Origin of the sequence: Citrobacter sp. Cpo045 (assembly GCF_030332875.1) — a bacterium.
Classification (GTDB): domain Bacteria; phylum Pseudomonadota; class Gammaproteobacteria; order Enterobacterales; family Enterobacteriaceae; genus Citrobacter; species Citrobacter portucalensis.
In genome coordinates, this window is record NZ_JAOWGZ010000091.1 from 42,774 (window position 1) to 68,110 (window position 25,337).

At 53.1% G+C, this 25,337-nt stretch carries 21 protein-coding genes; 8 read left to right on the top strand and 13 right to left on the bottom strand.

Annotated elements, in window-relative coordinates; translation table 11 throughout:
- Window positions 1–42: 42 nt before the first annotated feature.
- The 3 genes from mtnN to OGY13_RS09020 are packed head-to-tail and all read left to right on the top strand — an operon-like array spanning window position 43 to window position 2,195.
- Window positions 43–741: a 5'-methylthioadenosine/S-adenosylhomocysteine nucleosidase gene (gene mtnN, locus OGY13_RS09010; RefSeq protein WP_079934974.1), complete on the top strand. Its 699-nt coding sequence runs from the start codon at window positions 43–45 to the stop codon at window positions 739–741.
- Complete coding sequence (btuF, locus tag OGY13_RS09015) at window positions 734–1,534, top strand: vitamin B12 ABC transporter substrate-binding protein BtuF (RefSeq protein WP_079934975.1); 801 nt, start codon at window positions 734–736, stop codon at window positions 1,532–1,534. Before mtnN ends, btuF begins: the two co-directional genes overlap by 8 nt.
- A gap of 37 nt (window positions 1,535–1,571) precedes the next feature.
- Entirely contained in the window at window positions 1,572–2,195 is a 624-nt protein-coding gene (locus tag OGY13_RS09020) for a TRIC cation channel family protein (RefSeq protein ID WP_003829199.1), read from the top strand.
- 119 nt (window positions 2,196–2,314) lie between these two features.
- Here the strand turns inward: OGY13_RS09020 and erpA are convergent, their stop codons facing one another.
- The 3 genes from erpA to clcA are packed head-to-tail and all read right to left on the bottom strand — an operon-like array spanning window position 2,315 to window position 4,162.
- On the bottom strand, window positions 2,315–2,659 hold the full coding sequence (gene erpA / locus OGY13_RS09025; protein WP_008786260.1) for an iron-sulfur cluster insertion protein ErpA: 345 nt from the start codon (window positions 2,657–2,659) through the stop codon (window positions 2,315–2,317).
- On the bottom strand, window positions 2,652–2,717 hold the full coding sequence (yadW, locus tag OGY13_RS09030) for a small protein YadW (RefSeq protein WP_122973801.1): 66 nt from the start codon (window positions 2,715–2,717) through the stop codon (window positions 2,652–2,654). Before yadW ends, erpA begins: the two co-directional genes overlap by 8 nt.
- A gap of 23 nt (window positions 2,718–2,740) precedes the next feature.
- Window positions 2,741–4,162, bottom strand: a complete 1,422-nt coding sequence (clcA, locus tag OGY13_RS09035) for a H(+)/Cl(-) exchange transporter ClcA (RefSeq protein ID WP_111466095.1) — start codon at window positions 4,160–4,162, stop codon at window positions 2,741–2,743.
- A gap of 168 nt (window positions 4,163–4,330) precedes the next feature.
- On the opposite strand from clcA, the gene hemL reads away from it, so the two are divergent.
- Window positions 4,331–5,611 carry a glutamate-1-semialdehyde 2,1-aminomutase gene (gene hemL, locus OGY13_RS09040; RefSeq protein WP_100271481.1) on the top strand — a complete coding sequence of 427 codons (1,281 nt, stop codon included), beginning with the start codon at window positions 4,331–4,333 and terminating at the stop codon, window positions 5,609–5,611.
- A 113-nt stretch (window positions 5,612–5,724) separates the two neighbouring features.
- On the opposite strand, the gene fhuB is transcribed toward hemL, so the two are convergent.
- The 10 genes from fhuB to hrpB form a co-directional block, all read right to left on the bottom strand.
- Window positions 5,725–7,764, bottom strand: a complete 2,040-nt coding sequence (gene fhuB / locus OGY13_RS09045) for a Fe(3+)-hydroxamate ABC transporter permease FhuB (RefSeq protein ID WP_213752869.1) — start codon at window positions 7,762–7,764, stop codon at window positions 5,725–5,727.
- A 14-nt stretch (window positions 7,765–7,778) separates the two neighbouring features.
- The gene (fhuD, locus tag OGY13_RS09050) at window positions 7,779–8,669 is read right to left on the bottom strand and encodes a Fe(3+)-hydroxamate ABC transporter substrate-binding protein FhuD (RefSeq protein WP_213752867.1); all 891 of its coding nucleotides are present in this window, start codon (window positions 8,667–8,669) and stop codon (window positions 7,779–7,781) included.
- A complete protein-coding gene (fhuC, locus tag OGY13_RS09055; RefSeq protein ID WP_003829206.1) occupies window positions 8,669–9,466 on the bottom strand; it encodes a Fe3+-hydroxamate ABC transporter ATP-binding protein FhuC in 798 nt (265 codons plus the stop codon). The genes fhuD and fhuC overlap by 1 nt, the downstream gene beginning before the upstream one ends.
- 47 nt (window positions 9,467–9,513) lie before the next feature.
- A complete protein-coding gene (fhuA, locus tag OGY13_RS09060) occupies window positions 9,514–11,763 on the bottom strand; it encodes a ferrichrome porin FhuA (protein WP_048227070.1) in 2,250 nt (749 codons plus the stop codon).
- A 210-nt stretch (window positions 11,764–11,973) separates the two neighbouring features.
- Window positions 11,974–12,972, bottom strand: a complete 999-nt coding sequence (locus OGY13_RS09065; protein ID WP_250153164.1) for a fimbrial protein — start codon at window positions 12,970–12,972, stop codon at window positions 11,974–11,976.
- A 34-nt stretch (window positions 12,973–13,006) separates the two neighbouring features.
- Window positions 13,007–15,493 carry a fimbria/pilus outer membrane usher protein gene (locus OGY13_RS09070; protein ID WP_191215149.1) on the bottom strand — a complete coding sequence of 829 codons (2,487 nt, stop codon included), beginning with the start codon at window positions 15,491–15,493 and terminating at the stop codon, window positions 13,007–13,009.
- A gap of 43 nt (window positions 15,494–15,536) precedes the next feature.
- Window positions 15,537–16,250: a fimbrial biogenesis chaperone gene (locus tag OGY13_RS09075; protein ID WP_060682732.1), complete on the bottom strand. Its 714-nt coding sequence runs from the start codon at window positions 16,248–16,250 to the stop codon at window positions 15,537–15,539.
- Between the two features lie 47 nt (window positions 16,251–16,297).
- Window positions 16,298–16,864, bottom strand: coding sequence for a fimbrial protein (locus OGY13_RS09080; RefSeq protein ID WP_213752865.1), 567 nt, complete (start codon window positions 16,862–16,864; stop codon window positions 16,298–16,300).
- Window positions 16,865–17,270: 406 nt separating this feature from the next.
- A complete protein-coding gene (mrcB, locus tag OGY13_RS09085) occupies window positions 17,271–19,811 on the bottom strand; it encodes a bifunctional glycosyl transferase/transpeptidase (protein ID WP_060682734.1) in 2,541 nt (846 codons plus the stop codon).
- A 135-nt stretch (window positions 19,812–19,946) separates the two neighbouring features.
- Window positions 19,947–22,376 carry an ATP-dependent helicase HrpB gene (hrpB, locus tag OGY13_RS09090; protein ID WP_213752864.1) on the bottom strand — a complete coding sequence of 810 codons (2,430 nt, stop codon included), beginning with the start codon at window positions 22,374–22,376 and terminating at the stop codon, window positions 19,947–19,949.
- 73 nt (window positions 22,377–22,449) lie between these two features.
- On the opposite strand from hrpB, the gene thpR reads away from it, so the two are divergent.
- From thpR to gluQRS, 4 genes are all read left to right on the top strand, one after another.
- The gene (gene thpR / locus OGY13_RS09095; protein ID WP_213752863.1) at window positions 22,450–22,980 is read left to right on the top strand and encodes an RNA 2',3'-cyclic phosphodiesterase; all 531 of its coding nucleotides are present in this window, start codon (window positions 22,450–22,452) and stop codon (window positions 22,978–22,980) included.
- 15 nt (window positions 22,981–22,995) lie between these two features.
- Complete coding sequence (gene sfsA / locus OGY13_RS09100; protein WP_186413719.1) at window positions 22,996–23,700, top strand: DNA/RNA nuclease SfsA; 705 nt, start codon at window positions 22,996–22,998, stop codon at window positions 23,698–23,700.
- 177 nt (window positions 23,701–23,877) lie between these two features.
- Window positions 23,878–24,333, top strand: a complete 456-nt coding sequence (gene dksA, locus OGY13_RS09105; RefSeq protein ID WP_003829221.1) for an RNA polymerase-binding protein DksA — start codon at window positions 23,878–23,880, stop codon at window positions 24,331–24,333.
- Window positions 24,334–24,403: 70 nt separating this feature from the next.
- Complete coding sequence (gluQRS, locus tag OGY13_RS09110) at window positions 24,404–25,300, top strand: tRNA glutamyl-Q(34) synthetase GluQRS (protein WP_032942389.1); 897 nt, start codon at window positions 24,404–24,406, stop codon at window positions 25,298–25,300.
- Window positions 25,301–25,337 lie beyond the last annotated feature (37 nt).

Sequence of the window (25,337 nt, forward strand, 5' to 3'; positions counted from 1 at the left end):
GATAGACTATGCCCTCAAATCTGGCTTATCGCGAGTAAATCTATGAAAATCGGCATCATTGGTGCAATGGAAGAAGAAGTTACGCTGCTGCGTGACAAAATCGAAAACCGTCAGACCATCGCGCTCGGCGGTTGTGAAATTTACACCGGCCAACTGAACGGTACAGAGGTTGCGCTGCTGAAATCGGGTATCGGTAAAGTGGCTGCGGCACTGGGCGCTTCGTTGCTGCTTGAACGCTGCAAGCCGGACGCCATCATTAATACCGGTTCAGCGGGCGGCCTGGCCTCTACGCTGAAAGTCGGGGATATCGTAGTTTCTGACGAAGCGCGCTATCACGACGCCGACGTCACTGCCTTTGGCTATGAATTTGGTCAGCTACCGGGCTGCCCGGCGGGTTTTAAAGCCGATCCTGCGCTGGTTGCCGCAGCAGAATCCTGCATTGCGGAACTGAATCTGCATGCCGTTCGTGGGCTTATCGTCAGCGGCGATGCCTTCATTAATGGATCCGTAGGGCTGGCTAAAATTAAGCACAACTTCCCACAGGCGATTGCCGTTGAGATGGAAGCCACCGCTATTGCGCACGTTTGCCATAACTTTAACGTACCGTTCGTCGTGGTTCGCGCCATCTCTGACGTTGCCGATCAGCAGTCCCATCTCAGCTTTGACGAATTCCTGGTGGTTGCCGCGAAGCAGTCAAGCCTGATGGTTGAAACGCTGGTACAGAAACTGGCGCATGGCTAAATTACTCTCCAGGGCGCTGGTCGCCCTGCTTTTCACTCTCCCGGCGTTCCTTTACGCCGCGCCGCGTGTTGTGACGCTTTCTCCTGCCAATACTGAACTCGCTTTTGCCGCTGGCATTACCCCCGTTGGCGTCAGCAGCTATTCTAACTACCCGCCAGAAGCCAAAAGTATTGAGGAAGTCTCAACCTGGCAAGGGATGAATCTTGAACGTATTGTGGCGCTGAAACCTGATTTGGTCGTCGCCTGGCGCGGGGGAAATGCTGAGCGGCAGGTGAATCAACTGACCTCTCTGGGAATTAAGGTCATCTGGGTGGACGCCGTTACCATTGAGCAGGTTGCCGATGCGCTACGCCAATTGGCAGCATGGAGCCCCAAGCCTGAACAAGCTAAACAAGCGGCGCAAACCATGCTTGATGACTATGCTTTACTTAAATCTCAGTATGCCAACAAACCGAAAAAACGCGTGTTTCTCCAGTTTGGTGCCAATCCTCTGTTTACCAGTGGAAAAGGTTCTATTCAGCACGAAGTTCTTGAGGTATGCGGCGGAGAAAACATCTTTGCCGGTAGTCGGGTTCCCTGGCCGCAGGTTAGCCGTGAGCAGGTCCTGGCACGAGCCCCCCAGGCTATTGTTGCAACCGGCGGTCCAGGCGAAACTCTGAAAATTGAGCAATACTGGGGAAACCAGCTAAAAATACCCATTATTACACTTAATAGTGACTGGTTCGAACGCGCGAGCCCGCGTATTATCCTCGCCGCAAAACAACTCTGTAATGCGCTTTCACAGATAAATTAGCGCCTGCCCCCACCAGGTCTGTTGTGAGGATTTAAAAATGCTCGTCTATTGGCTTGATATTGTCGGCACCGCGGTATTTGCAATCTCTGGCGTATTACTGGCCGGAAAATTACGTATGGATCCGTTTGGCGTCCTGGTACTTGGCGTGGTTACCGCCGTTGGTGGTGGAACGATCCGCGATATGGCGCTGGATAATGGACCGGTTTTTTGGGTTAAGGATCCGACCGATCTGGTGGTGGCGATGATCACCAGCATGCTGACGATCCTGTTGGTACGTCAACCAAGACGCATACCGAAATGGATCCTTCCGGTGCTGGATGCCGTTGGTCTGGCTGTGTTCGTAGGTATTGGGGTCAACAAGGCATTTCTCGCAGGAACAGGGCCGCTGGTGGCGATTTGTATGGGGGTGATTACCGGCGTTGGTGGTGGGATCATTCGCGATGTGTTAGCTCGTGAAGTCCCGATGATTTTGCGCACCGAGATCTACGCCACAGCCTGTATTATCGGCGGGATCGTGCATGCGACAGCGTTTTATACCTTTGATGTTTCACTGGAAAACGCCAGTATGATGGGGATGATTGTCACGCTGCTGATTCGGCTTGCCGCCATTCGCTGGCATCTGAAATTGCCGACGTTTGCGCTGGATGATAACGGGCGTTGATATGACGATACAGAATATGTAGGCCGGATAAGGCGTTTACGCCGCCATCCGGCACATTGCCCGGTGGCGTTGCGCTTACCGGGCCTACAACATCAGACCATCAGTATTACAGACAGCAATCAGATGCTGAAAGAAGAACCACACCCGCAGGTGCTTTTCGCATTCGGGTTAGTCACAACGAAGCGGGAACCTTCCAGACCTTCGGTATAGTCAACCGCGCCGCCCACCAGATATTGCAGACTCATCGGATCAACGACCAGACCAACACCTTGTTTCTCGATGGTCATATCACCTTCATTGACCTGATCATCAAAGGTGAAACCGTACTGGAAACCGCTGCAACCACCGCCAGTGATATACACGCGTAATTTCAGATTCGGGTTATCTTCGTCAGCGATCAGGCTTTTAACTTTATTGGCTGCTGCTTCAGTAAATTGCAGTGGCAGCGCTACGTCATCACTCATATTTTGCTCCAAACGACATCGGCAATTGGGTAAATTTCAACCCAATATTTTGGGCCATTATCTAATACCCTGGTATTTCGTTCAAGTATTCTCGCCAGCGGCAGTACCCTGGCTTTTTGCCGCCTGCTCCGCTTCCTGTTTTGCCAGCGTACGAGCCAGGATAGTCGAGTATAGCGGCTTTCCGCCCATAAATTGGGCTAATAGTGTTGCGCCAAGACAAGTAATAATCATTGGCAAAATGAGCTGATAGTTATCGGTCATCTCCAGCACCAGTACAATACCTGTTAGCGGCGCACGCACCGAAGCAGCCAACAAAGCCCCCATTCCGGCAATGGCAAAGGTTCCGGCCTCCAGGTGATACTGCGGAAAAGAGGCCGCCGCAGCCATACCGAACGCCGTACCAAGCAACGTCCCCAACGCCAGCATCGGGGCAAAGATCCCACCGGGTGCGCCGGATGAGAAGCACAGCAGCGTGGTGATCACCCGGGTGATAAATATAAACAGCAGTAGACCGACGCTAAAATTGCCTGCTGCGGCAATCGGGATCAGGTTAAAGCCACCGCCTGCCGCTTCAGGTTGAATTAATCCCAGGATACCGCACAGACCGCCGATCGCGCCGCCCATCAGCACCCATTTTTTAATTTCACCGCCGTGAAAGCGCTGGAACATATCCTGGGTGCGCAACACCATGGTGTTGAACAATGGCCCGACACAGCCAAAAATAAGCCCGAGCACGAGATACAGCCACAGCGTATTCACCGGCGCATTAGACAGTTTCCCGACTTCAATTATCGGGGCTTCACCGTTGAAAACACGAAACACAATGCTCGACATAATAACGCCGGTAAACACGGCTTTGATCGACACAAGGTTATAGCGAAACTGCGGGCGCATCTCTTCAATGATGAACAGGATCCCCGCCAGCGGAGCGTTAAACGCCGCCGAAAGGCCCGCTGCGGCACCGGTAGCCAATAAGGTATGCCGCGCTTCGGCGCTACGCATGCGGAAAATATCCAGCACCATGCGCCCGAGGTTACCGCCAATCTGCACGGTCGGACCTTCACGCCCAAGCACCATGCCAGCACCCAGCGTGCCCATGCCGCCGATAAATTTCACCGGCAGGACACGCCACCAACGCACAGGTCGCAGCTCTTCCAGCGCACCTTCAATCTCTGGGATCCCCGAACCACCGGCTTCCGGCGCAAATTTACGCACCAGGAAATAGCCGACCATCGCCAGCAACGCCGAGAGAATAAACGCCAGCGGCCACAGCAGAATGTCATGGTCCGCAACCTGAGCCAGCGTGCCAATGCGCTGATTCTGCACCCAGGTCACCGCTTTCTCAAATGCCACGCCAACAAGCCCTGTCACAGTACCCACTACTGCGGCCATCAACAGGATCGCCAACGGCGTTTTGTCTCGTTCCAGGAGACGACGAATTTGATCCCTGCGGCGTAAACGCACAATTTGCTGTGCTTCAAAAGAGGGAGTGTCTGTCTTCATCAGATGATCATTAATTGGTAATACAAATACGGAATCGGCATTCTACTCGCACATTTCGCGAAAATCCCCTGCAAATCGCATTGTTTCAAATGCGTAAAACTTTCATAACCTTCTCTGAATAACTAGAATAGCGGGCATTTACTTTTTCTACGAACCAGGACCCCATCCATGAGTAAGTCTGAAAATCTCTACAGCGCAGCACGCGAACTTATCCCAGGCGGCGTTAACTCCCCCGTTCGCGCCTTTACTGGCGTGGGTGGTACTCCGCTGTTTATCGAAAAAGCGGACGGCGCGTATCTGTACGATGTCGATGGTAAAGCCTATGTCGATTACGTCGGTTCCTGGGGACCGATGGTACTGGGTCACAACCACCCGGCAATCCGTAATGCGGTGATTGAAGCTGCGGAGCGCGGTTTAAGCTTCGGTGCACCGACCGAGATGGAAGTGAAAATGGCGGAGCTGGTCACCGAATTAGTGCCGACCATGGACATGGTGCGCATGGTGAACTCCGGTACGGAAGCGACAATGAGCGCAATCCGTCTGGCGCGCGGTTTCACCGGTCGCGATAAAATCATCAAATTTGAAGGCTGCTACCACGGCCATGCCGACTGCCTGCTGGTTAAGGCTGGTTCCGGTGCATTAACGCTGGGCCAGCCGAACTCCCCAGGCGTTCCGGCCGATTTCGCGAAACACACCCTGACCTGCACCTACAACGATCTCGCTTCAGTACGTGCGGCATTTGAACAGTATCCGCAGGAGATCGCGTGCATCATCGTTGAGCCGGTTGCCGGCAACATGAACTGCATCCCGCCGCTGCCGGAATTCCTGCCGGGCCTGCGTGCGCTGTGCGATGAGTTTGGCGCACTGTTGATCATCGATGAAGTGATGACCGGTTTCCGCGTAGCGCTGGCCGGAGCACAGGATTATTACGGCGTCGTGCCGGATCTGACCTGCCTCGGTAAAATCATCGGTGGCGGAATGCCCGTTGGCGCATTCGGCGGTCGCCGCGATGTGATGGACGCACTGGCGCCGACCGGTCCGGTTTACCAGGCGGGGACGCTTTCCGGTAACCCGATCGCGATGGCGGCAGGTTATGCCTGTCTGACCGAAGTCGCCCAACCGGGTATTCATGAAACGCTGAACGAACTGACGACGCGTCTGGCGGAAGGTCTGTTGGAAGCTGCCGAAGAAGCGAATATTCCGCTGGTGGTTAACCATGTGGGCGGGATGTTCGGGATTTTCTTCACAGATGCAGAAACCGTAACCTGCTATCAGGATGTGATGGCATGCGACGTCGAACGCTTCAAGCGCTTCTTCCACATGATGCTGGATGAAGGAATTTATCTGGCGCCGTCTGCCTTCGAAGCGGGCTTTATGTCCGTGGCGCACAGTGAAGACGATATCAATAACACCATCGACGCCGCGCGCCGGGTGTTTGCGAAATTGTAAACAAGAGAACGTGCAGAAATGTAGGCCGGGTAAGGCGAAGCCGCCACCCGGCTTTTTTATTGCCGGATGTCGACGCAAAGCGTCTTATCCGGCCTACATGAAAGGGGTCAGCCTCAGCGGCTCTGCTTTCTCAGCAGATAGATAAAGTACGGCGCACCAATAAACGTCGACAATAATCCCGCCGGGATCTGATACGGAAACAGCACCATCCTGCCGCACCAGTCAGCAAAGACCAGCAACACGCCACCCGCCAGCGCCGAAATCAGCATATGCGGCATCGCCCGACGAAAACCCATCATACGGGCAATATGCGGAGCCATCAGCCCGACAAAGCTCAACGGTCCAATAGTCATGGTGGCTGTCGCCGTCAGCCCTGCCGCCAGCAGCAGTAACCCCACGCGTGATGGCGTGATAGCCATACCGACAGCCCGCGCCGTATCGCCGCCGAGCGGTAAAATTGTTAGCCAACGGCGGCACAGCGGCGTCATCGCCAGCAGAATCACCATCACAATCCCGGTACGCAGTACCTGCTCTCCGCTCGCGTTATAGGTTGAGCCGGAAATCCAGGTCAACACGCCCGCCATGCGCGGATCGCCGCTGGCCTGCAGCATCATCAGCAGCATAGTAAAGGCCGTACTGAGCGCCATGCCGGCCAACAGCATACGATGCGGTGAAAAACCACCGCGCCCGGCGGCAATCATAATGATAAGCAGAGTAGCCGCGGCCCCGAGGCTTCCGGCAGGCAGCAGCCAGCCAAAAGCATTTCCGGGGACCAAAAACAGCATGAGCACCACGCCAAATGCCGCACCGGAGCTAATGCCCAGCACTTCCGGGCTGGCCATCGGGTTGCCCGTCAGACGTTGAATAATACAGCCCGCTACCGCCAGCATCACCCCGGCAATCAGGGCCGCCAGAATGCGAGGCCAGCGCCAGGGCATCAGCTCATCCAGCATCGCGCCGCTGGCCCATGTCCAGCCATGTGCGTCGCGGCCAAACGACAGCGCCACCACGAGGGTTAGCAGCAAGATAACGCCACCTGCCAGCGCAAACATCAGCACATTCTGACGCTCAGCGGCGATGCGATTACTGGCGTTCATATCCGGGGCGCTCATACTCCTCAAGCGCGGCAACAACCACAGTAGCAACGGTGCGCCAATCAACGCCGTCACTGAACCGGTGGAGACTTCCATCCATACGCGGGTCAGCCACAGAATGATTTGGTCGGAGAGCCAGAGGATCAACGCACCAATCAGCGGGGCAAGCACCAGACGTGCCAGCAAACGACGCGCACCGAGCATTTTCGCCAGCAGCGGTGCAAACAGGCCAATAAAGCCGATAATCCCAACCGCGTTAACCAGTAAGGCGCTGATGACAATGGCCAGCGATAACGCCGCCAGACGTGCCAGCGACAGCGCCAGACCGAGGTTGCGCGCCACGCCGTCATCCAGTCCCATCAGCGTCATTGGGCGTAATAACAACAGAGTCAGCATCACACCGCCCAACAGCTGCGGCCACAGACGCTGTACGCCGCTCCAGTCGGTTTGCGTTAACGTGCCGCTGCTCCATAAAAACATGCTTTGCAGCTGATCGTGATGGAAGATAACCATCAACTGGTTAATCGCCCCGCAGTACAGGCTGACCACCAGCCCGGCAAGGATTAACGTCACCGGAGAAAGACGCTTGCCCCAGGCAACGCCAAACACCAGCACCCCAACGACACATGCTCCCGCCAGCGCCGCAAATTGCGTGGTCAGCGCACCAGGAATAGCCCACAGCGTGGTAACCGTAATGCCCATCTGCGCACCAGTCGCAACGCCCAGCGTGGTTGGCTCCGCCAGCGGGTTACGCAACACCTGCTGAAACAACACGCCGACCAGACCCAGCCCGGCGCCGACCAATAGCGATATCGCCAGCCTCGGCAGCAGGCTATAGTGAAAAACCATCTGCTCAATGATGTCGATATCCGGTGACCAGATAGCCTGTTGCCACTGACTGCGCGGTAGCGCAACGGAGAAGTTAACCCATGTCAGCCAGCAGGCAGCAACAAACAGCACCAACAACAGCAACGCCGGATGGCGGCTTCGCCTTATCCGGCCTACAAAGCGCCCAAACCGTAGGTCGGATAAAGCGCTTTTCGCGCCGCCATCCGGCATTTCAAGTTTCCTGCTCACGCTTTGCCTCCCAACGCATTATCCAGAATACGGGCAAAATGCATGGCCGATAGCGTTGCGCCATAGAACCAAACGGCAGGCACACGTTGAAAACGTCCGCCACGGACAAACGGCATCGCCTGCCATAATGGCGTAGACATCAGCGCAGCCATCTCTTTATCGTTGCCATGATCAAAGCACAGCACATCGACATCCTTATAAGCAGCCAGACGGTCAATACTCACGGCAGTGCTGCCCCAGAAGTTTGTTTCTCCCTGCCAGGCGTTAGGGATCCCATATTCGTCCAGTACGTCCTGGAACAGGCTGTTTGAGCCAAACACCAACATATGCCGCGAATCAAGCAGGGATGTCAGGAGTACGGGACGCGCGCCGCGTTGCATAAAGCGCGGTTTCAGGCTGGCGATAAAATGATCGTACTCAGTCAAATGGCGTTCAGCAGAAGCTTGCAGATTGAACAATTGCGCCATTTCCTGCAGCGACTGTCGCGCAATGGCCAGCGGCTTTTTGCCATCGCTGAAGTTAAATCCCCGGCCAGGTGCAATCCGCGCCAGCTTTTCAGGGGAAGGACCGTAACCTGCCGACCAGAGCAGAAATGAGGGCTTCATTTCGGTCAGCAGTTCGAGATTGGGTTCCGTACGTAGCCCGACGTCAATTACCGAGTCCGGCAGAGGAGGCTCACTGACCCACAGCTTGTAGTTAGGGATATCTGCGATGCCATACGGCGTAATACCCAGCGCCAGCAGCAGCTCTACCGGCAGCCATTCCAGCGCTACAATGCGCTGTGGCTCAACCGCCGCGGCGTGCGCCGTATTCATCCGCCACAGCAGAGGCGACAGCGCCATCGCCGTAAGCAGCCGCCGACGGGTAATATGATGTAATCCGATCATTAATAGACAAAACTCACGGGTGCGGCACCGGCCGGATGCGGCAAAATGCCCATCGGGATACCGTAAATTTGTTCCAGAGTTTCACTGCGCATCAGTTCAGCAGGCGTTCCTTGAGAAATCATCTCACCGCCGCGCAGCGCAACGAGGTAATCGCAGTAACGGGCCGCCATATTGATATCATGCAGCACCGCAACCACCGTCAGCCCGCGCTGCTGGCTTAAGCGGTGCACCAGCGCCAGCACGTCAACCTGATGGGCAATATCCAGCGCGGAAGTCGGTTCATCAAGCAGCAGACAGCGGCTGTCCTGTGCCACCAGCATGGCAATCCATGCGCGTTGGCGTTCCCCACCGGACAGGCTATCGACCAGACGGTGCGCCAGCGGCTTTAAACCGACCAGCGAAATTGCTTCTTCTACCTTCTCTCTGTCGGCAACGCCAAAACGCCCCAGCGCCCCGTGCCACGGATAACGACCAATCGCCACCAGTTCGCGTACGGTCATCCCTTCTGCCTGCGGCAGCTGTTGCGGCAGATAGGCGACCTTGCGGGCAAACGCTTTACTACTCCAGCTCTCCAGCGGCTGTTCGTCGAGCAGGATTTCACCTTCTGACGGCGGCTGATGACGTCCCAGCATTTTCAATAATGTCGATTTACCGGAACCGTTGTGGCCGATAAGACCCGTCACTTTCCCTACAGGAAAAGTTAATGAGAGAGGATGCAAAAGCGTGCGACCAGGCACACGAAAGGAGACATTACGCAACGCAAAAGTGGTGTCGGGATGGGATCTGTTTTCCTGCATAGCAGCCAACTTGTAAAACGGGCACGCAAAGCGTGCCCAAAGAGAAATTAGAAACGGAAGGTTGCAGTTGCAACGACCTGACGTTCTGCGCCCCAGAAGCAGCCATAAGTATTGAAGCAGCTGGCGACGTATTCACGGTCAAACAGGTTGTTCACATGCAGCGCCACGTTGGAGCCAGCCATACCAACACGCGCCAGATCGTAACGTACTAACGCATCTACCAGCGTGTAGCTTCCCACTTTGAAGGAGTTTGCCGGATCGCCATAACTGGAACTAGTATAACGAACACCCGTACCCAACGTCAGCCCGGAAAGCGCACCATCATAGAGGGTGTAATCCCCCCACAGTGATGCCATATGTTTTGGCACCTGGGCAGGCGTATTGCCTTTGTAGTTGGTGTCAGTGGTGTATTCCGCATCGGTGTAGGTATAAGAACCCACCACGTTAACGCTGGCTGACAGCGCCGCTTTCGCTTCAATTTCCACACCGCGTGAACGAATTTCGCCGCCTTCAACTGACCAGATCGATCCATTCGGGTCGGCCATCAGGTTGTTGGTTTTGGTCAACTGGTAAACGGCACCGGTCAACACGATCGGACGATCGCTCGGTACGTACTTCACGCCCGCTTCGTACTGCTTACCTTTAGATGGCGCAAAGATATTGCCGCTTTCCCCAACCTGAGAATTAGGTTCAAACGATTCGCTGTAGCTGAAATACGGGGTTACACCGTTATCGAACAGGTAGTTAACACCGCCACGCCAGGTGAACTGTCGGTCATCACGGGAGTCCAGCACACCAGAAACGCGGTTCAGAGAGTCCTGCTTAGCCCAGTCGTAACGACCGCCCAGAGTGACCAGCACCTTATCCCACTGCATCTGATCCTGAGCGTACAGGCCCGTTTGTTCCTGTTTATTCAGAACGCGATAAGCTGCGCCAGGTCCAGGGTGCGAGCCAAAGTCAAAATCGCTACGATCAAGATTATAGATATCAGACGGCGCTACCGAACCAGCCCAACCGAACCAGGAGTTGATATCGTTACGCATACGCATATAGTCAACGCCGGTCAGCAATGTGTGATCCAGGGAACCGGTGGCGAATGTGCTCTGCAACTGGGTATCAACAGAGAAATTCTGCAATTTTTCATTATCGTCAACGTACTGACGAGTCAGCGTGTGATCCCAATCTGACTGAGGGATACTGGCACAAGGGCTGTTAGCCGGATCCTTGGTATACAGCGGATCGGAGCACATGCCGTAGCCGTACACGCTTTTCTGCGACACTTTGTTTTGGGCATAACGCAGGTTCTGACGTACGGTAAAGGTGTCGTTAAATTCGTGGTCGAAGCTGTAGCCCACCATCTTCTCGTTACGAGAGTAGGTATTGTTGTCCGCACCTTCGTTGAAATCAGTCGGCAGACGTGAACCATTTGGCAGCTTAGACACGGTCCCCTCTTTCGGCAACCAGCCGTAATAACCGGTTTCCGGCTCGTTCTGGAAGTAGGAGAGGAAGGTGAAATTCGTCTTATCATCCGGACGCCATGTGAAAGATGGCGCGATAGCATAACGCTGTTCTTCTGCGCCCTGCTGCTGCGCATTCGCGGAACGCGCCAGGCCGGTCAGGCGGTATGAGTACACACCATCGTCATCCAGCGCATCGCTGAAGTCAAAACCGGTCTGGAACAGGCTGTCTGTGCCCATTTTGAACTGAACTTCTTTCAGCGGCTCCGTTGTCGGGCGCTTGCTGACCATGTTCAACAACCCACCCGGGTTGCTCTTTCCGTACAGAACGGAAACCGGACCGCGCATCACTTCGGCGCGCTCCAGCATATAAGGGTCGATGACCGCATCGTTGTAGAAGTTGCCCTGCATCTTCAGGCCATTCAGATAGTTATTCTGACTTTGGCCGTCTGCGGCAAATCCGCGAATAATCAGGTAGTCATAGGTATTGGACGCGCCACGCGTACCCACGGCAACGCCCGGGGTGTAGCTGAGCGCTTCTTTGACCGATTTTGGCTGATGCAACGCCATCTCTTCGGCGGTGACCACTGAAATAGACTGAGGAACTTTTTGAATCGGAGTGTCGGTTTTGGTCGCCGTAGCAGACTGTCGTGCAGCGATGGTTGCCGCAGGCCCCCATGCGCTTTCCTGCGGAGCAGGTGCAGCAGTTACGGTGATGGTTTCTTCTTTCGGGTCAACCGCCGCCTGTGCATAGACAGACATGCCGCTAACCGCTGTGGCTACCACTACTGCGATTTTACGCAGCGATGAACTTGGCTGAGCAGTTTTAAGACGCGCCATTGGTATTTCTCTGATGAAAGTGAATGATAACGTAAACGAGAATTATTATTATAACGGCAGCATAATATTCGAAACTCTGGCGAGATAGCAAGCAATACGCGTCCCTACTAAAACTGAGGGGTTAAGAAATAACCAGATGAAAAGAAAGGGTTAATAAATTAGGCTGGAATGTTGAAAAGAAAAGCCTGCAAATACACAGGCTATTTTTGGCTAGCGGTAAAAAACGTTAAATGTCGCAACAGAGTCAACCTTTCCCGCTTTTACAGTGCCTGTTTGTACATATCTCGCTTTCAAAGGGATAGTGACAGACTGCCTATCGGTTGTTTGCGCTACCGCGTTGTAATCATGATCAAATTTCAGCACATTATTGTTGCTGTCGAGAATTTGTAATCCGACCCCTTCGGCTGCGTCATTACCACTGGCGATCTCCAGGATGTCGCTATTGCCACTCACGCCAGTTGAACCGGCAGTGGTGAATTTATAATCAAGTTTGATGCCAGCAACACACTGTTCCAGCTGAATCTTGAAACTATCATCAGACACAACATCGGAATAGCCCTCCACAATATCGCTAGTCATGATTCTCTTTAGCGGCACTGTGATATTTTTTTCAACTAAATTGCAGGTGTTAGCAGTAACGTTAATCGCTATTGGCGCAAAGCGAATTTGAGCAATAACCTGCGAATCATAAATCCAGTCCGCATTGAGCATGTTGACGTCAATAACCCCTGACTGCACAACACCAGTGACGACAAATTCAGCTCTCGCACGTGATTGAATACTATAGTCACTTAAGTGGGTTGTTTTTGACGTCCCTAGATGCATAGGGGTAACCACCGAACCTTCTGTTAGGGCGGAAGCGTTATCTTTAACCCAGGCGACCCGAAAACCTATTCCCGGAACATTTGTTTGATAAACGCGGCTAAGGGGATTATCCGTGCGGGCATCGCTACTCGTGAATACGGTATAGCCTGTATAGATATCGCCATTATCTGTACAGTCCACGACTTTAATAAGATCGCCAGTCACTTCCTGGGTTGCAATGATCGTACCTGGAGCGGCGTCCGCATTTACCGTAAACGACGGCATATTGAACGTAGAGGTTGACGGCGACGCATCATTCTCAATTTTGCAGGATGCCTGAACTGATTGCTGTGCGAACAATAGACCGCAACATAGAATCAATCTAAAAATCATATAATTATTCATATTCCCACAGTCCATTTTATGTTTTCCCTTTACACTATCGACACTCAACCGCAGCCTGGTAAATAGAGGACTCGATATCTTCCGGGATCTGCGCATTTCCTTCACAGCGCTGTTCTGGAGCACTACCCCACTGTACTTTAAACGGTACATTACCTTTCAAACCGGTCAGATAAACTTCGCCACCATCTCCGACTATTGAGGAGCCCCCCTCAATTGACAGTACCGCGCCGAAAGGCACAAAACTCGATCCATGGTGAAGTGTTAATAAGGCGCGAATACCCTGGCGGGCAGAGAAATTAGCTGCGACAACTGCCCCTTTCGTAGGTACGACATCTTTGGCCGGTTTTTCGATATCCAGATCGTCACGTTCCCCGCTGTTCACCGTGACGGTATTACGACGATAATTAGTTAGATATGGTACGACCGCATTTCCCCAGTAGTCAGTGTAAATACCTTGCATATTCTGGACTTTAACATCTGCTCCCTCGTCAATATGGACAATAGCAAAAGCATCCTGGACAGATTGCCCCAGCGTAATACCATAAGGATGTGCGACGACGGATCCTTGCGCGCTGTAGTTCCACTGTTTGCTATCTTTGGCATAGCTATAGTTCGCCCCAATTTCACCGTATGAGCCACGATAACGCCCCGTCATGCTCGCACCATATCCAGTATCGTGATCGGTATAGCTTTGCTGCAGGTTATAACTTAAGTTGTTATCTTCCAGCGCAGTCCCGCCAATCCCAACCTGATGCACGGTATTGCCATTTTTAGCGCTGTTTAGGTTATAGGTCGCCCAACTGTTTGACAGCCAACGTGACAAGGGAATATTGACGGAAAATGCAACCTGCTGGTCATTATCGCTGTTTGGTGTTTTTGTCAGGCTATAGTTCACAGACCAGGTGATGTCCTGCCAACTGGAGCTGAATCCCATACTGGCACTGCGCTCATGCCCACTCATATCCCAGTAATCTTGTTGATAACCATTGATATACACAGACCCTACAGAGCCCAATGATTGCGACATACTCAACTGTAAACGGCTACGGCGATTGTTCGCTTTACGGTAATTGTAAATTCCATCATCTTCGCCCCTATCGCGCTGATCGAGAGCTTCCTGGAAGGTATAAAAACCAGAAGTGGAATAACGGTAACTGGCCAGCGTCACCGTGGTATCTGTTGCAGAAAAGTCTTTGGAATATTGTGCACGCCAGGATAAACCGTTGGCATTACCACGCCCATCGTCAAACTGGGTTCTGGCCGCAGTAACATCTACAGACACAGAACCAAGCTCACCGAGATCGGCCCCCGCCCCGACCAGACCGGCACGATAAATTGATGCGTCGAGCGCTCCGCCATACAGCGTAATGCCATGAGGCATGCCGTAGATTACCGTCGCCTGACCAAACCCAGGTTCCTCGCCGTTATCGCTATCACGGTATTTTCCACCAGCAAGGCTATATTTCAGCGCACCTTCACGCTGTAAGATGGGTACCGAAGCGCTTGCCTGAATAAACGAATGCTCGCTTCCATCAGCCTCTTTAACGGTAACTTGTAAATCTGACCCTGCTGTTACCTGACTGAGATCTCTGATTTCAAAGGGGCCGCTGGAGACATAAGTCTGATATATCGTGTAGCCATTTTGCTTAATCGTTACTTTTGCATCGCTATTAGCAATTCCGCGCACAACAGGCGCAAACCCTTGTAAGCTATTGGGTAACATGCTGGTATCGGTTTCCAGCTTCACCCCTGTCATCTGTACGCTGTCAAACAGTTCGCCGTTGGTATATGTCTGGCCAATTTCAAGCTGGCTTTGCAGAAATTTAATATCCCGCTCCAGCGTGGTGCTGATCGCATCCCAGCCATCCGAATTGCTGTAGGTACTTGAATTACGAAGCCGCCAGGCGCCAAGATTTAGACCGGAATTAAGGCTTGCCCAGTTCGAGTTATCGTTCTCGCCATTTACTTGCTGGCGGTTGCCGCTAATGTAATAGCTGCTCCATGCCGCAGGAATGCCATCGTCCCAGTCTTTAATAGGGATAGCGCCAGCGACTTGCTGGTCGCGATAAATTTGCGGGATCCGCATGAAAAGAGTTTGGCTATCGAGTTGAAAATCAAACTTTGCTCCCGATATGTACTGGGCGATGTCGCCAACTGGAGCCGTATCAGCCAATGATTTCAAGCCGGGAAGGCTATCGACCTTCACCCCCAGCTCTCTGAGATCCCCTTTGCTGAACTGCGGGAGTAATTGCGTCTTATCCTGTGATAGTACGTAAGTAATATTTCGCTTATCAATGCGATCATAATCCCACATCACTTCAGTCAAATAAGTCCCTGGCTGTAACCCATTATTTTGCAAAAAGGTTTCCAGTGTTGACGTATTCTCTAACGGTGTACCGAGTTCCAGAATATGCAAATTGAATTCATCTTCAGCACTCGCTGGGTGCAAAAATGAGCATAATGCCAGCGTAATGCTGTTGAGCAAAAAGAGTCGACAAGATCGCAAAGGATAAGGCCGCATATAATAAAGTCCCTTTAATTATTACCCATACGGTCATTGCGTATTATAGTTGTTGGCGCTTTTTCACCGTTGCAGCGCCATAGTCATTCACTGCAGCCCATGACACATCACCTACTGCAGCTGCAGGTATTGAAAATATCTGTTCCCCAAAGGGAGGAACCGTCATTGACAATGACTCAGGTACAGAACTGTCTGCGAGAGGTTTTACCTGCTTTCCGCCAACAGAGAGTTCTAATAACGAAATATGAAATGGCGTTGGATTTTTTGCGGTTAATTGAGAACCCTGACGGCTAAACCGTAATTTTTCCCACGCACCGGCAGCGGCCGATTCTTTAAGACCCACTGGCCGCCAAAAAAGTTTCAGCTGTGTTTTCATCGCAAACTGCAGCGTATTTTTATCTTTTAATTCATCAGGCATAGCCGAAACAGATTTAAAGTTGGCAACAAACATCGATTCACGGTCTTGTGGTAGCGATCCTTTATCGCCAATAAAGACGATATGCAGCAGAGCCTGGCCATTAGCGTCCATTTTATAAATCGGCGGAGTGATAATAAAAGGCGCTTTTGTGTTATCTGTCTTTGTTACCCAGCTTTGTATCAGATATTTATTGGCATCTTCTTTATTCTTAATAGATATCTGTACTTCTTTTTTATTCTCCGGGTAAATGATTCTAGTTCCCCCCAGGACAATGCTGGCCTGTGCATTTATGGCAATAAGCCCAATGATGGCAAAACAAATTCGCGCATATAATTTCACCCGCAATACTCCCTGGTCAGGCAGCCCTGAAGGGCTGCCTGTCATACTTAACGATAGAATACGGTAAAATTCGCGGAGGCGTGATATTTACCTGCAGTCGGTTTTTCATCACCAATCTGAATCACTTTCGCGGTATAGTTGAAAATAGAAGGCGTTGCTTCATCGCCAGTATTCGCCACATCCGTGGTTGATACCGGAACGGAGTCATCAAACACAACGTCAGTGTTACCACCATTATTATTGGTAACGGTAATACCCACATTTGTTGAAGCACTCGCATCACTAAGGTCGTTCTTCAGGCGTAATTTCTCGCCGTCAGTAGTGTCACCACTGAACCTCAGGTTTAAACTTGCTATAGCAGGGTCACATTTAGCCAGAGAAATCTGGAAATCTTTTGTCGGGCCAATTGCCCCATCAGAACCAAAATTATCCGGGTAAGCATCAGCAAAAGTAACCACGGTATTTGCTCCTGCGCCATCGACATCAATAACGCAAGTGTCGGCAACAATACGGCCAGAAAACTCTACCTTACCCGTATCTTCTGCAAATGCAGAAGTATTTACAGCGGCAATCAGGCTTCCGGCCATCAGCACAGTAAGAAGCTTTTTATTCATTAGAATCCCTTAATCAGAACGATTGAATGACAAAGTCCCATTGCCAATAATAAATTACTGGCGAGAAATATTGAGGGTGAGCACGGAGAGAAAAGAATAAAGATATGCAAAAAACATGATCTTCTGAAATCCCTTCATCAAATCAATACAATGAATCGTGTATAGTGTTCACTCGCGGATTAAATCAAACCACCGGAGAGACTGTCTATAGCCTGCGATTTTTCACACACCATAAAAGAAGTTAACTATTTAATTTCCAATGTCTTTTGCAAACATTTGTTTTACTTAATTTGTTCTTAATTAAAATTAAATCAATACAATTGCATCATGAAAAAATAAAAATCATTTTACCCAGAAATAAAAACACCCGCTAATAGCGGGTGTTTAGGTCTAATTTATTACTGAATTAATTACTACCAAACATCTCTTTAATCCAACCGGCTACGCCATCGCCGTCCTTCTTCTCTTGCTGCGGCGGTTGCTGCTGTTGAGGCTGCTGTTGCTGCGGCTGCTGAGAAGATTGATCGAACGGATTACCCGACTGCTGCAGCATCTCACCTTGCTGACACAGTGAATCCGGATCGGTGGTCCATACAGGAAGCGTGCGCATCCCGCCGCTACAAACGAAGTTACCGTCGTAGTCTACGCCCATATCCACCACATCCTCCGGCGGCGTCAACACCAGCGGTGTTGGCGTCTGGTTGGCCAGATAACGCTGATAAATCGACATCGCGCCGCTGGCACCGTACAGCTTGGTTGGCTGGTTATTATCGCGGCCCACCCAGGTAATGGTCACCTGGCTGCCGTCGATCCCGGCAAACCAGGTATCCACGTTGTTGTTGGTGGTCCCGGTTTTCCCTGCCAGATGCAGACCCGGATACTTCGCGCCAAGCTGGCGACCTGTACCACGCTGAACCACCTGCTGCATAGTCCACAGCGTCATATACGCTGCTTGCGCCGGAACGGCACGCTCGGCCTGTGGGAAACTCTGGTACAGTACGGTTCCATCTTCGGCAATCACCGAACGCAGCGCCGACAGCGGCGCGCGGTTCCCGCCGCTGGCGATAGTCTGGAATGCCTGCGCCACTTCAATTGGCGTCAGGTTCAACGCCCCCAGCAGCATGGCCGGAACCGGGTTAAGCTGATCTTTCGGCGCCCCCAGCTTCAACCAGGTATCGGTTACAGCAGGCAGGCCCAGCGCCATCCCCAGATTTACCGTTGGCACGTTCATTGAACGCGTTAACGCATCCACCAGCATCACTCTACCGCTTTCGCTATAGCGACGGTCATCGTTCTGCGGTGACCACACCTGGCCGTTCGGCTGACGCAGTGCAATCGGCGCGTCGGCAATCCAGGTATTCAGGCGGTACAACTTCGGCTGGCTGAGCGCGGTCAGATAGGTCGCAGGCTTGGCCAGAGAACCAATCGAACGACGCGCCTGCATCGCACGGTTATAGCCCGCAAACTGCGGTTCTGCTCCGCCGACCATGGCGCGAACTTCGCCGCTAAAGCGGTCAACAACCACAATCGCGGTTTCCAGATCGCTCAGCTTACGCTGTTTCTTCAGTACAGGAATGCCTTCCACCGCCGCTTTTTCTGCGGCGTCCTGCGCCACGGAATCAAAGGTGGTGAAAATCTTCACGCCGGAGAGATCTTTAACTTTATCGCCCAGCTTCGCCTGGAGCTCCTGACGCACCATCTGCATAAAGGCAGGCTGCGGGGAGATCACCCCACCACGCGGCTGTACGCCTAACGGACGCGCACTCAGCATGTCATACAGATCCTGGTCGATAATCTGCTGCTGTTGCAGCAAACGCAGAACCAGGTTACGACGCTCCAGCGCCAGTTTCGGGTTACGCCACGGGTTGTAGATCGACGCCCCTTTAACCATCCCCACCAGCAGCGCCTGCTGGTCGAGGCTCAGCTCTTCTACCGGACGACCGAAATAATAGAGGCTCGCCAGCGGGAAGCCGCGAATCTCGTTATCACCGCTTTGGCCGAGATAGACTTCGTTCATGTACAGCTCAAGAATGCGGTCTTTGCTGTAACGCGCATCCATGATCAGCGCCATATAGGCTTCGTTGGCCTTACGCCAGTAGGAACGTTCGCTGGACAGGAACAGGTTTTTCACCAGCTGCTGAGTCAGCGTACTGGCCCCCTGTACCGTACGACCCGCCGTCAGGTTCGCCAGCACCGCACGGCCAATGGAATAAAGGCTGATACCGTCATGCTCATAGAAGTGACGGTCTTCGGTCGCCAGCAGTGTGTCCACCAGCAGATCCGGGAAGCCGCTACGCGGAACAAACAGGCGCTGCTCACCGTTAGGTGAAGAGAGCATGGTGATCAGACGCGGATCGAGACGGAAGAAACCGAACTGGCGGTTGTTATCCATATTCTCGATGGTGTCCAGATGATCGCCGTCAAAGGTCAGACGCGCACGCACCTGCCCTTCTTTACTGTCCGGGAAGTCAAACGGACGACGAATCATCTCGATGCTCTTCGCCTGTACGGTAAATTCGCCCGGACGCGTCATCTTCGTCACCTGACGATACTGCGTGGCCTCCAGCAGCTTCACCATCTCGTTTTTGCCGATAGGCATTTCTGGCTCAAGGTTAACCATACGGCCATAAACTGCCGCAGGAAGCTGCCAGACTTTGCCATCAATACGGCTACGGATTTTTTGGTCCAGATAAACGCCGTAAATGGCGATCAGTACCAAAAAGACAATCGACAGTTTTACCAGCAGCCAGAACCAGCCGCGCTTACCACGAGGCTTACGCCCTTTGCCTTTACCCTTACGCGGCATCGGTTCTTCATCCTCATAGTCATCATCATCATAATCGTCGTCATACTCATCATCTCTGAGTTGACGACGGCTCACCTTTTGTTTCACCGGACGCGAGGGTTTTCCTTTACGTCCAATTGGCTCGCGGTCATTCCCCGCCATGCTTTTTCTCCGCAACATTCAGGCGCAAGGGCCCGATTCTCTGTTCTTCCGTCCTGCGACAGAAGAAGAAATCTCTCAATTATTACCGCTCTTTCGCCGGATGCGGCATAACGCCTTATCCGGCCTACAGTTACATTACGAATACTTTTTGGTGCGCCGCGTTGGCGCGGTATTCGCCGGATCGTCCGGCCAGACATGTTTGGGATAACGCCCTTTCATCTCTTTTTGCACCTCGCGGTACGATCCCTGCCAGAACGCGCTCAGATCGCTCGTCACCTGTAGCGGTCTTTGGGCCGGAGACAGCAGCTCCAGCACCAGCGGCACGCGCCCCTGGGCAATGGTTGGAGTCTTTGCTTCACCAAACATTTCCTGCATCCGAACTGCCAATACTGGAGGATTATCCTCATGATAGCGAATGGCAATCCGGCTTCCCGTCGGCACAGTGTAATGCGCAGGCAGCTCACTATCCAGACGTTGCAACATTGACCAGTCCAGTAAACCGCGCAACGCCTGTCCCACATTGAGTGCTTTTAATGCGCGTAACGAGTGCACACCGCCCATGTGCGGCAGCAGCCAGGTCTCCAGCGACGCCAGCAGAGAATCCTCATCTACCGCGGGCCAGTCATACTCTGGCAACCAGTTTGCCGCACATTGCAGACGCAGTCGAAACTGCTCGGCTTCCGGCGTCCAGTTGAGCACACTTAGCCCTTTATCGCGAATGCCATTCAACATCGCCTGATGCAACTCCTCTTCCGAGGGTTTGGCCAATGGCTGTACTTTTACCGTGAGCTGACCAATGCGCGACCGACGCAATGCCTTTAACGTTCCCTGGGTTTCATCCCATTCGATGGTGTCGGACTGTTGCAGCAGCTCAGGACATGCCTGCATCAGCGACTCGATATCCAGCGGCAGAGCCAGCAAGATACGCGCGTCTGGCGAAGCGCTGCCCTGCAACAAAAGTGGCGCTATCAACCATTCATGGCGTCCTGAGGCATCATCGGCATCCAGCATGGCGCCCATGCCATTCGCCAGCTGATAGCGCCCTTCCTGCCCGCGTCGACGCGCGATCCGATCGGCAAACGCCCGCGCCAGCAATGAGGGGAGCAGCGTGCTGTCGGGCTGCCCGCTGCTAACGTTAAGCCGTTTCAGCAACTGTTGACTGCGCTGCTGCCAGGCGGGCTGATTTCGTGAAAACGCCACGGTCAGATCGGTACTTCCACCGCGCGACGGCTCTTCCAGAATCGCGGCCAGTTTTGCCGCCGTAGCCGCTTCGGTATTATTTTTGGCACAGACCAGCATCGCCGCTAAACGAGGATCGTTACCCAATGCCGCCATTTTCTGCCCGCGGGCACTGAGCCTGTCGCCCTCAAGCGCGCCCAGCATCTGCAACAGCCGTTTTGCCGCCTGCAGGTTGATGGCGGGCGGCGTATCCAGCCAGTTCAGTTGTTCAGGTTCGGTACATCCCCATTGCAGCAACTCCATCAGTAGCCCGGACAGATCGCTCTGCAATATCTCCGCTTCCCCCTGCGCTGCCGCTCTTTCTGCCTGCTCTTTGGCAAGCAGATGCAGGCAAATACCGGGCTCCAGACGACCCGCACGTCCCGCGCGCTGAGTCATCGAGGCCTGGCTGATGCGCTGGGTAATCAGTCGCGTCAGACCGGTACGCACGTCATAGCGCGCCACGCGTTCCTGGGCGCAGTCCACCACCAGTCGGATGCCTTCGATCGTCAAGCTGGTTTCAGCAATATTGGTGGCCAGCACCACTTTGCGTTTGCCTTGCGGCGCGGGCACAATCGCCTGACGCTGCTCGGAAAGCGTTAACGCGCCGTACAGTGGACACAGCACAACATCGCTGCCTACACGCGTAGCCAGCTGCTCCTGTACACGCAGGATTTCGCCCACACCCGGTAAAAATAGCAGCAGTGACCCGCTTTCATGGCGCAATAGCTCCGCCGTCGCTATCGCCACCGCTTCATCAAAACGCAAATGCGCCGCCAACGGCTGATACCGCCGCTCAACGGGAAATGCGCGGCCTTCAGAAACGATCGTCGGCGCATCGGGCAACATCTGCTGCAAACGCCCGTTATCCAGAGTGGCGGACATAATCAACAGTTTCAGATCGTCCCGCAGCCCTTGCTGTACATCCAGCAATAGCGCCAGCGCCAGATCAGCCTGTAAACTCCGTTCGTGAAATTCGTCGAGGATCACCAGCCCGACGCCTGTCAGTTCAGGATCGCGTTGGATCATCCGCGTCAGGACGCCCTCTGTTACCACTTCCAGCCGGGTCTGCGGCCCTACGCAACTTTGTGCACGCATGCGATAGCCCACGGTTTCACCAGGCTTTTCGTTCAGCAATTCCGCTAATCGTTGCGCCACATTGCGCGCTGCCAGGCGGCGCGGCTCCAGCAAAATAATCCGCCCCGTGATACCGCGATGCTCAAGAAGTCGCAACGGCAGCCAGGTCGATTTCCCGGCACCGGTCGGCGCCGTCAGCAGAACCTGCGGCGAGGCATCAAGGGCGGTAAGCAGTTCAGGCACTACGGCAGCAATGGGCAACAACGTCACAAATGGCTCCAGAGGGTTAACATTCTTCGCGCTGCATTGTAGCATCGCGTTAATTCATAACCGAGTATCCATCATGTCTGAGCCAAAAAGGCTGTTCTTTGCGATTGAATTGCCAGCCGGGGTTCGGGAGCAGCTAATCCACTGGCGGGCCGCGCAGTTCCCCCCTGAAGCGGGTCGCCCCGTCGCGGCTGATAATCTGCATCTGACGCTGGCCTTTTTAGGCGACGTCAGCGCTGAGAAGCAACAGGCGCTGTCGCAGCTCGCGGGGCGTATTCGCCAGCCAGGTTTTACGCTCAAACTCGATGATGCCGGGCAATGGTTGCGATCCCGGGTTGTGTGGCTGGGAATGCGTCAGCCGCCGCGCGGGTTGCTGCAACTGGCGAATATGCTGCGGGCACAGGCCGCACGCAGCGGTTGCTACCAAAGCCCGCAGCCGTTTCATCCACATATCACGCTGCTGCGCGATGCCGGTCACGCGGTTCCAATCCCTCCACCGGGCTTTGGCTGGTCATTTCCGGTAACGGAGTTCGCACTTTACTCCTCCTCATTTTCACGAGGACGCACGCGTTATACGCCGCTGCAACGCTGGACGCTGACTGAATAATTAAAGGGACTGCTTATGCAATTTTCTCCACCTTTACAACCTGCAACGCTCATTCAGCGCTATAAGCGCTTTTTAGCGGATGTGATCACACCCGATGGCACAGCGTTAACGCTACACTGCCCAAATACCGGTGCGATGACCGGATGCGCAATACCAGGTGACACCGTTTGGTATTCGACATCAGAAAATACTAAACGCAAATATCCACATACCTGGGAATTAACGCAAACCCAATCCGGTGAATTTATTTGTGTTAACACGCTGTGGGCCAACAGATTAACGAAAGAGGCGATTCAGCAGGCGTTAATTTCGGAAGTTTCAGGCTACAGTACTTTGAAAAGTGAAGTAAAATACGGCGCCGAAGGGAGCCGCATCGACTTTTTGTTACAGGCAGATTCCCGACCTGACTGCTATATTGAAGTGAAATCAGTCACGTTGGCGGAAAAAGAGCAGGGTTATTTTCCCGATGCCATCACTGAACGAGGTCAGAAGCATCTTCGGGAATTGATGAGCGTAGCGGCTGAAGGCAAGCGGGCAGTGATATTTTTCGCCGTGCTACATTCAGCCATTACACGGTTTTCACCCGCGCGCCATATCGATGCAAAATATGCGCAATTATTAGTTGAAGCACAGCTTAAGGGGGTTGAAATTCTGGTTTATAAAGCGGAACTTTCTGCCCACGGTATGACTCTTAAAGAGCCGTTGCCCATTACCTTGTAATGGTGTAAATATCTGGTCAATTAGTATTCTGGGCGCGTGGGCAAATACGCTTTTCCTCACAGGGTTGTCAAGTGTTACGTTTAGATAATTGCTATCCGGAAAAGCATCTGCTATTTATAGCGACCTGATTTTTCCCCCGAACATGGGGATCGATAGTGCGTGTTAAGGAGAAGCAACATGCAAGAAGGGCAAAACCGTAAAACATCGTCCCTGAGTATTCTCGCCATCGCTGGGGTGGAGCCGTACCAGGAGAAACCGGGCGAAGAGTATATGAACGAAGCCCAGCTGTCGCACTTCAGGCGTATTCTTGAGGCATGGCGCAATCAACTTAGGGATGAAGTCGATCGCACCGTAACTCATATGCAAGACGAAGCGGCTAACTTCCCTGATCCGGTGGACCGCGCCGCACAGGAAGAAGAATTCAGCCTTGAGCTGCGTAACCGTGACCGTGAGCGCAAACTGATCAAAAAGATCGAGAAGACGCTGAAGAAAGTAGAAGACGAAGATTTCGGCTACTGCGAATCATGCGGCGTAGAAATTGGTATTCGCCGTCTGGAAGCGCGTCCGACAGCCGATCTGTGCATCGACTGTAAAACGCTGGCAGAAATCCGCGAAAAACAAATGGCAGGTTAATTCCGGTCATTTTTACCACGTTTACTACAGGCGGGAGCTTCTCCCGCCTTATTATTTGTTAGTCCGCAAAATGAGCGATTCACACTATATAGGCCGCTTCGCCCCTTCCCCTTCTGGCGAACTGCATTTCGGTTCACTAATTGCCGCCCTCGGGAGTTACCTGCAGGCCCGCGCACAGCGCGGAATCTGGCGAGTGCGCATTGAAGATATTGACCCCCCTCGTGAAGTTCCCGGTGCTGCAGATACGATTCTGCGTCAGCTGGAACATTACGGACTGCACTGGGATGGCGATATTTTATGGCAATCCCAACGTCATGACGCCTACCGCGAGGCGCTCGCCTGGTTACATCAACAGGATCTGAGCTATTACTGCACCTGTACGCGGGCGCGTATTCAAAGCGTCGGCGGTATTTATGACGGCCACTGCCGTGAGTTACGCCTCGGACCAGAGCAGGCGGCAGTCCGCATAAAGCAACGTCACCCGGTGATGCAGTTTACTGACCAACTGCGCGGTGAAATTCAGGCAGATCCACAGCTTGCAGGCGAAGATTTTATCATTCACCGTCGCGACGGGCTCTTTGCCTATAACCTCGCCGTGGTGGTTGATGACCACTTTCAGGGCGTAACAGAGATTGTACGCGGTGCCGATCTTATCGAACCCACGGTGCGGCAAATCTCTTTGTATCAGCAGTTTGGCTGGCAAGCACCTGACTATATTCATCTTCCGCTGGCGCTCAACGAACAAGGCGCTAAACTTTCAAAACAAAATCATGCACCTGCGCTGCCGCAAGGCGATCCGCGTCCGGTGATTATTGCCGCGCTGCGCTTTCTCGGCCAGCGTGCCGATATCCCGTGGCAGGATATGCAGGTTGATCAGATCCTGGAGTTTGCCGTTGAGAATTGGCGTCTGACAGCGGTGCCTGAATCGGCGATCTTAAATCCGGCATTCTCAAATGCATCATGCTGAGCTATGATTAGCCGCTATTTTTACACAGCAACACTTG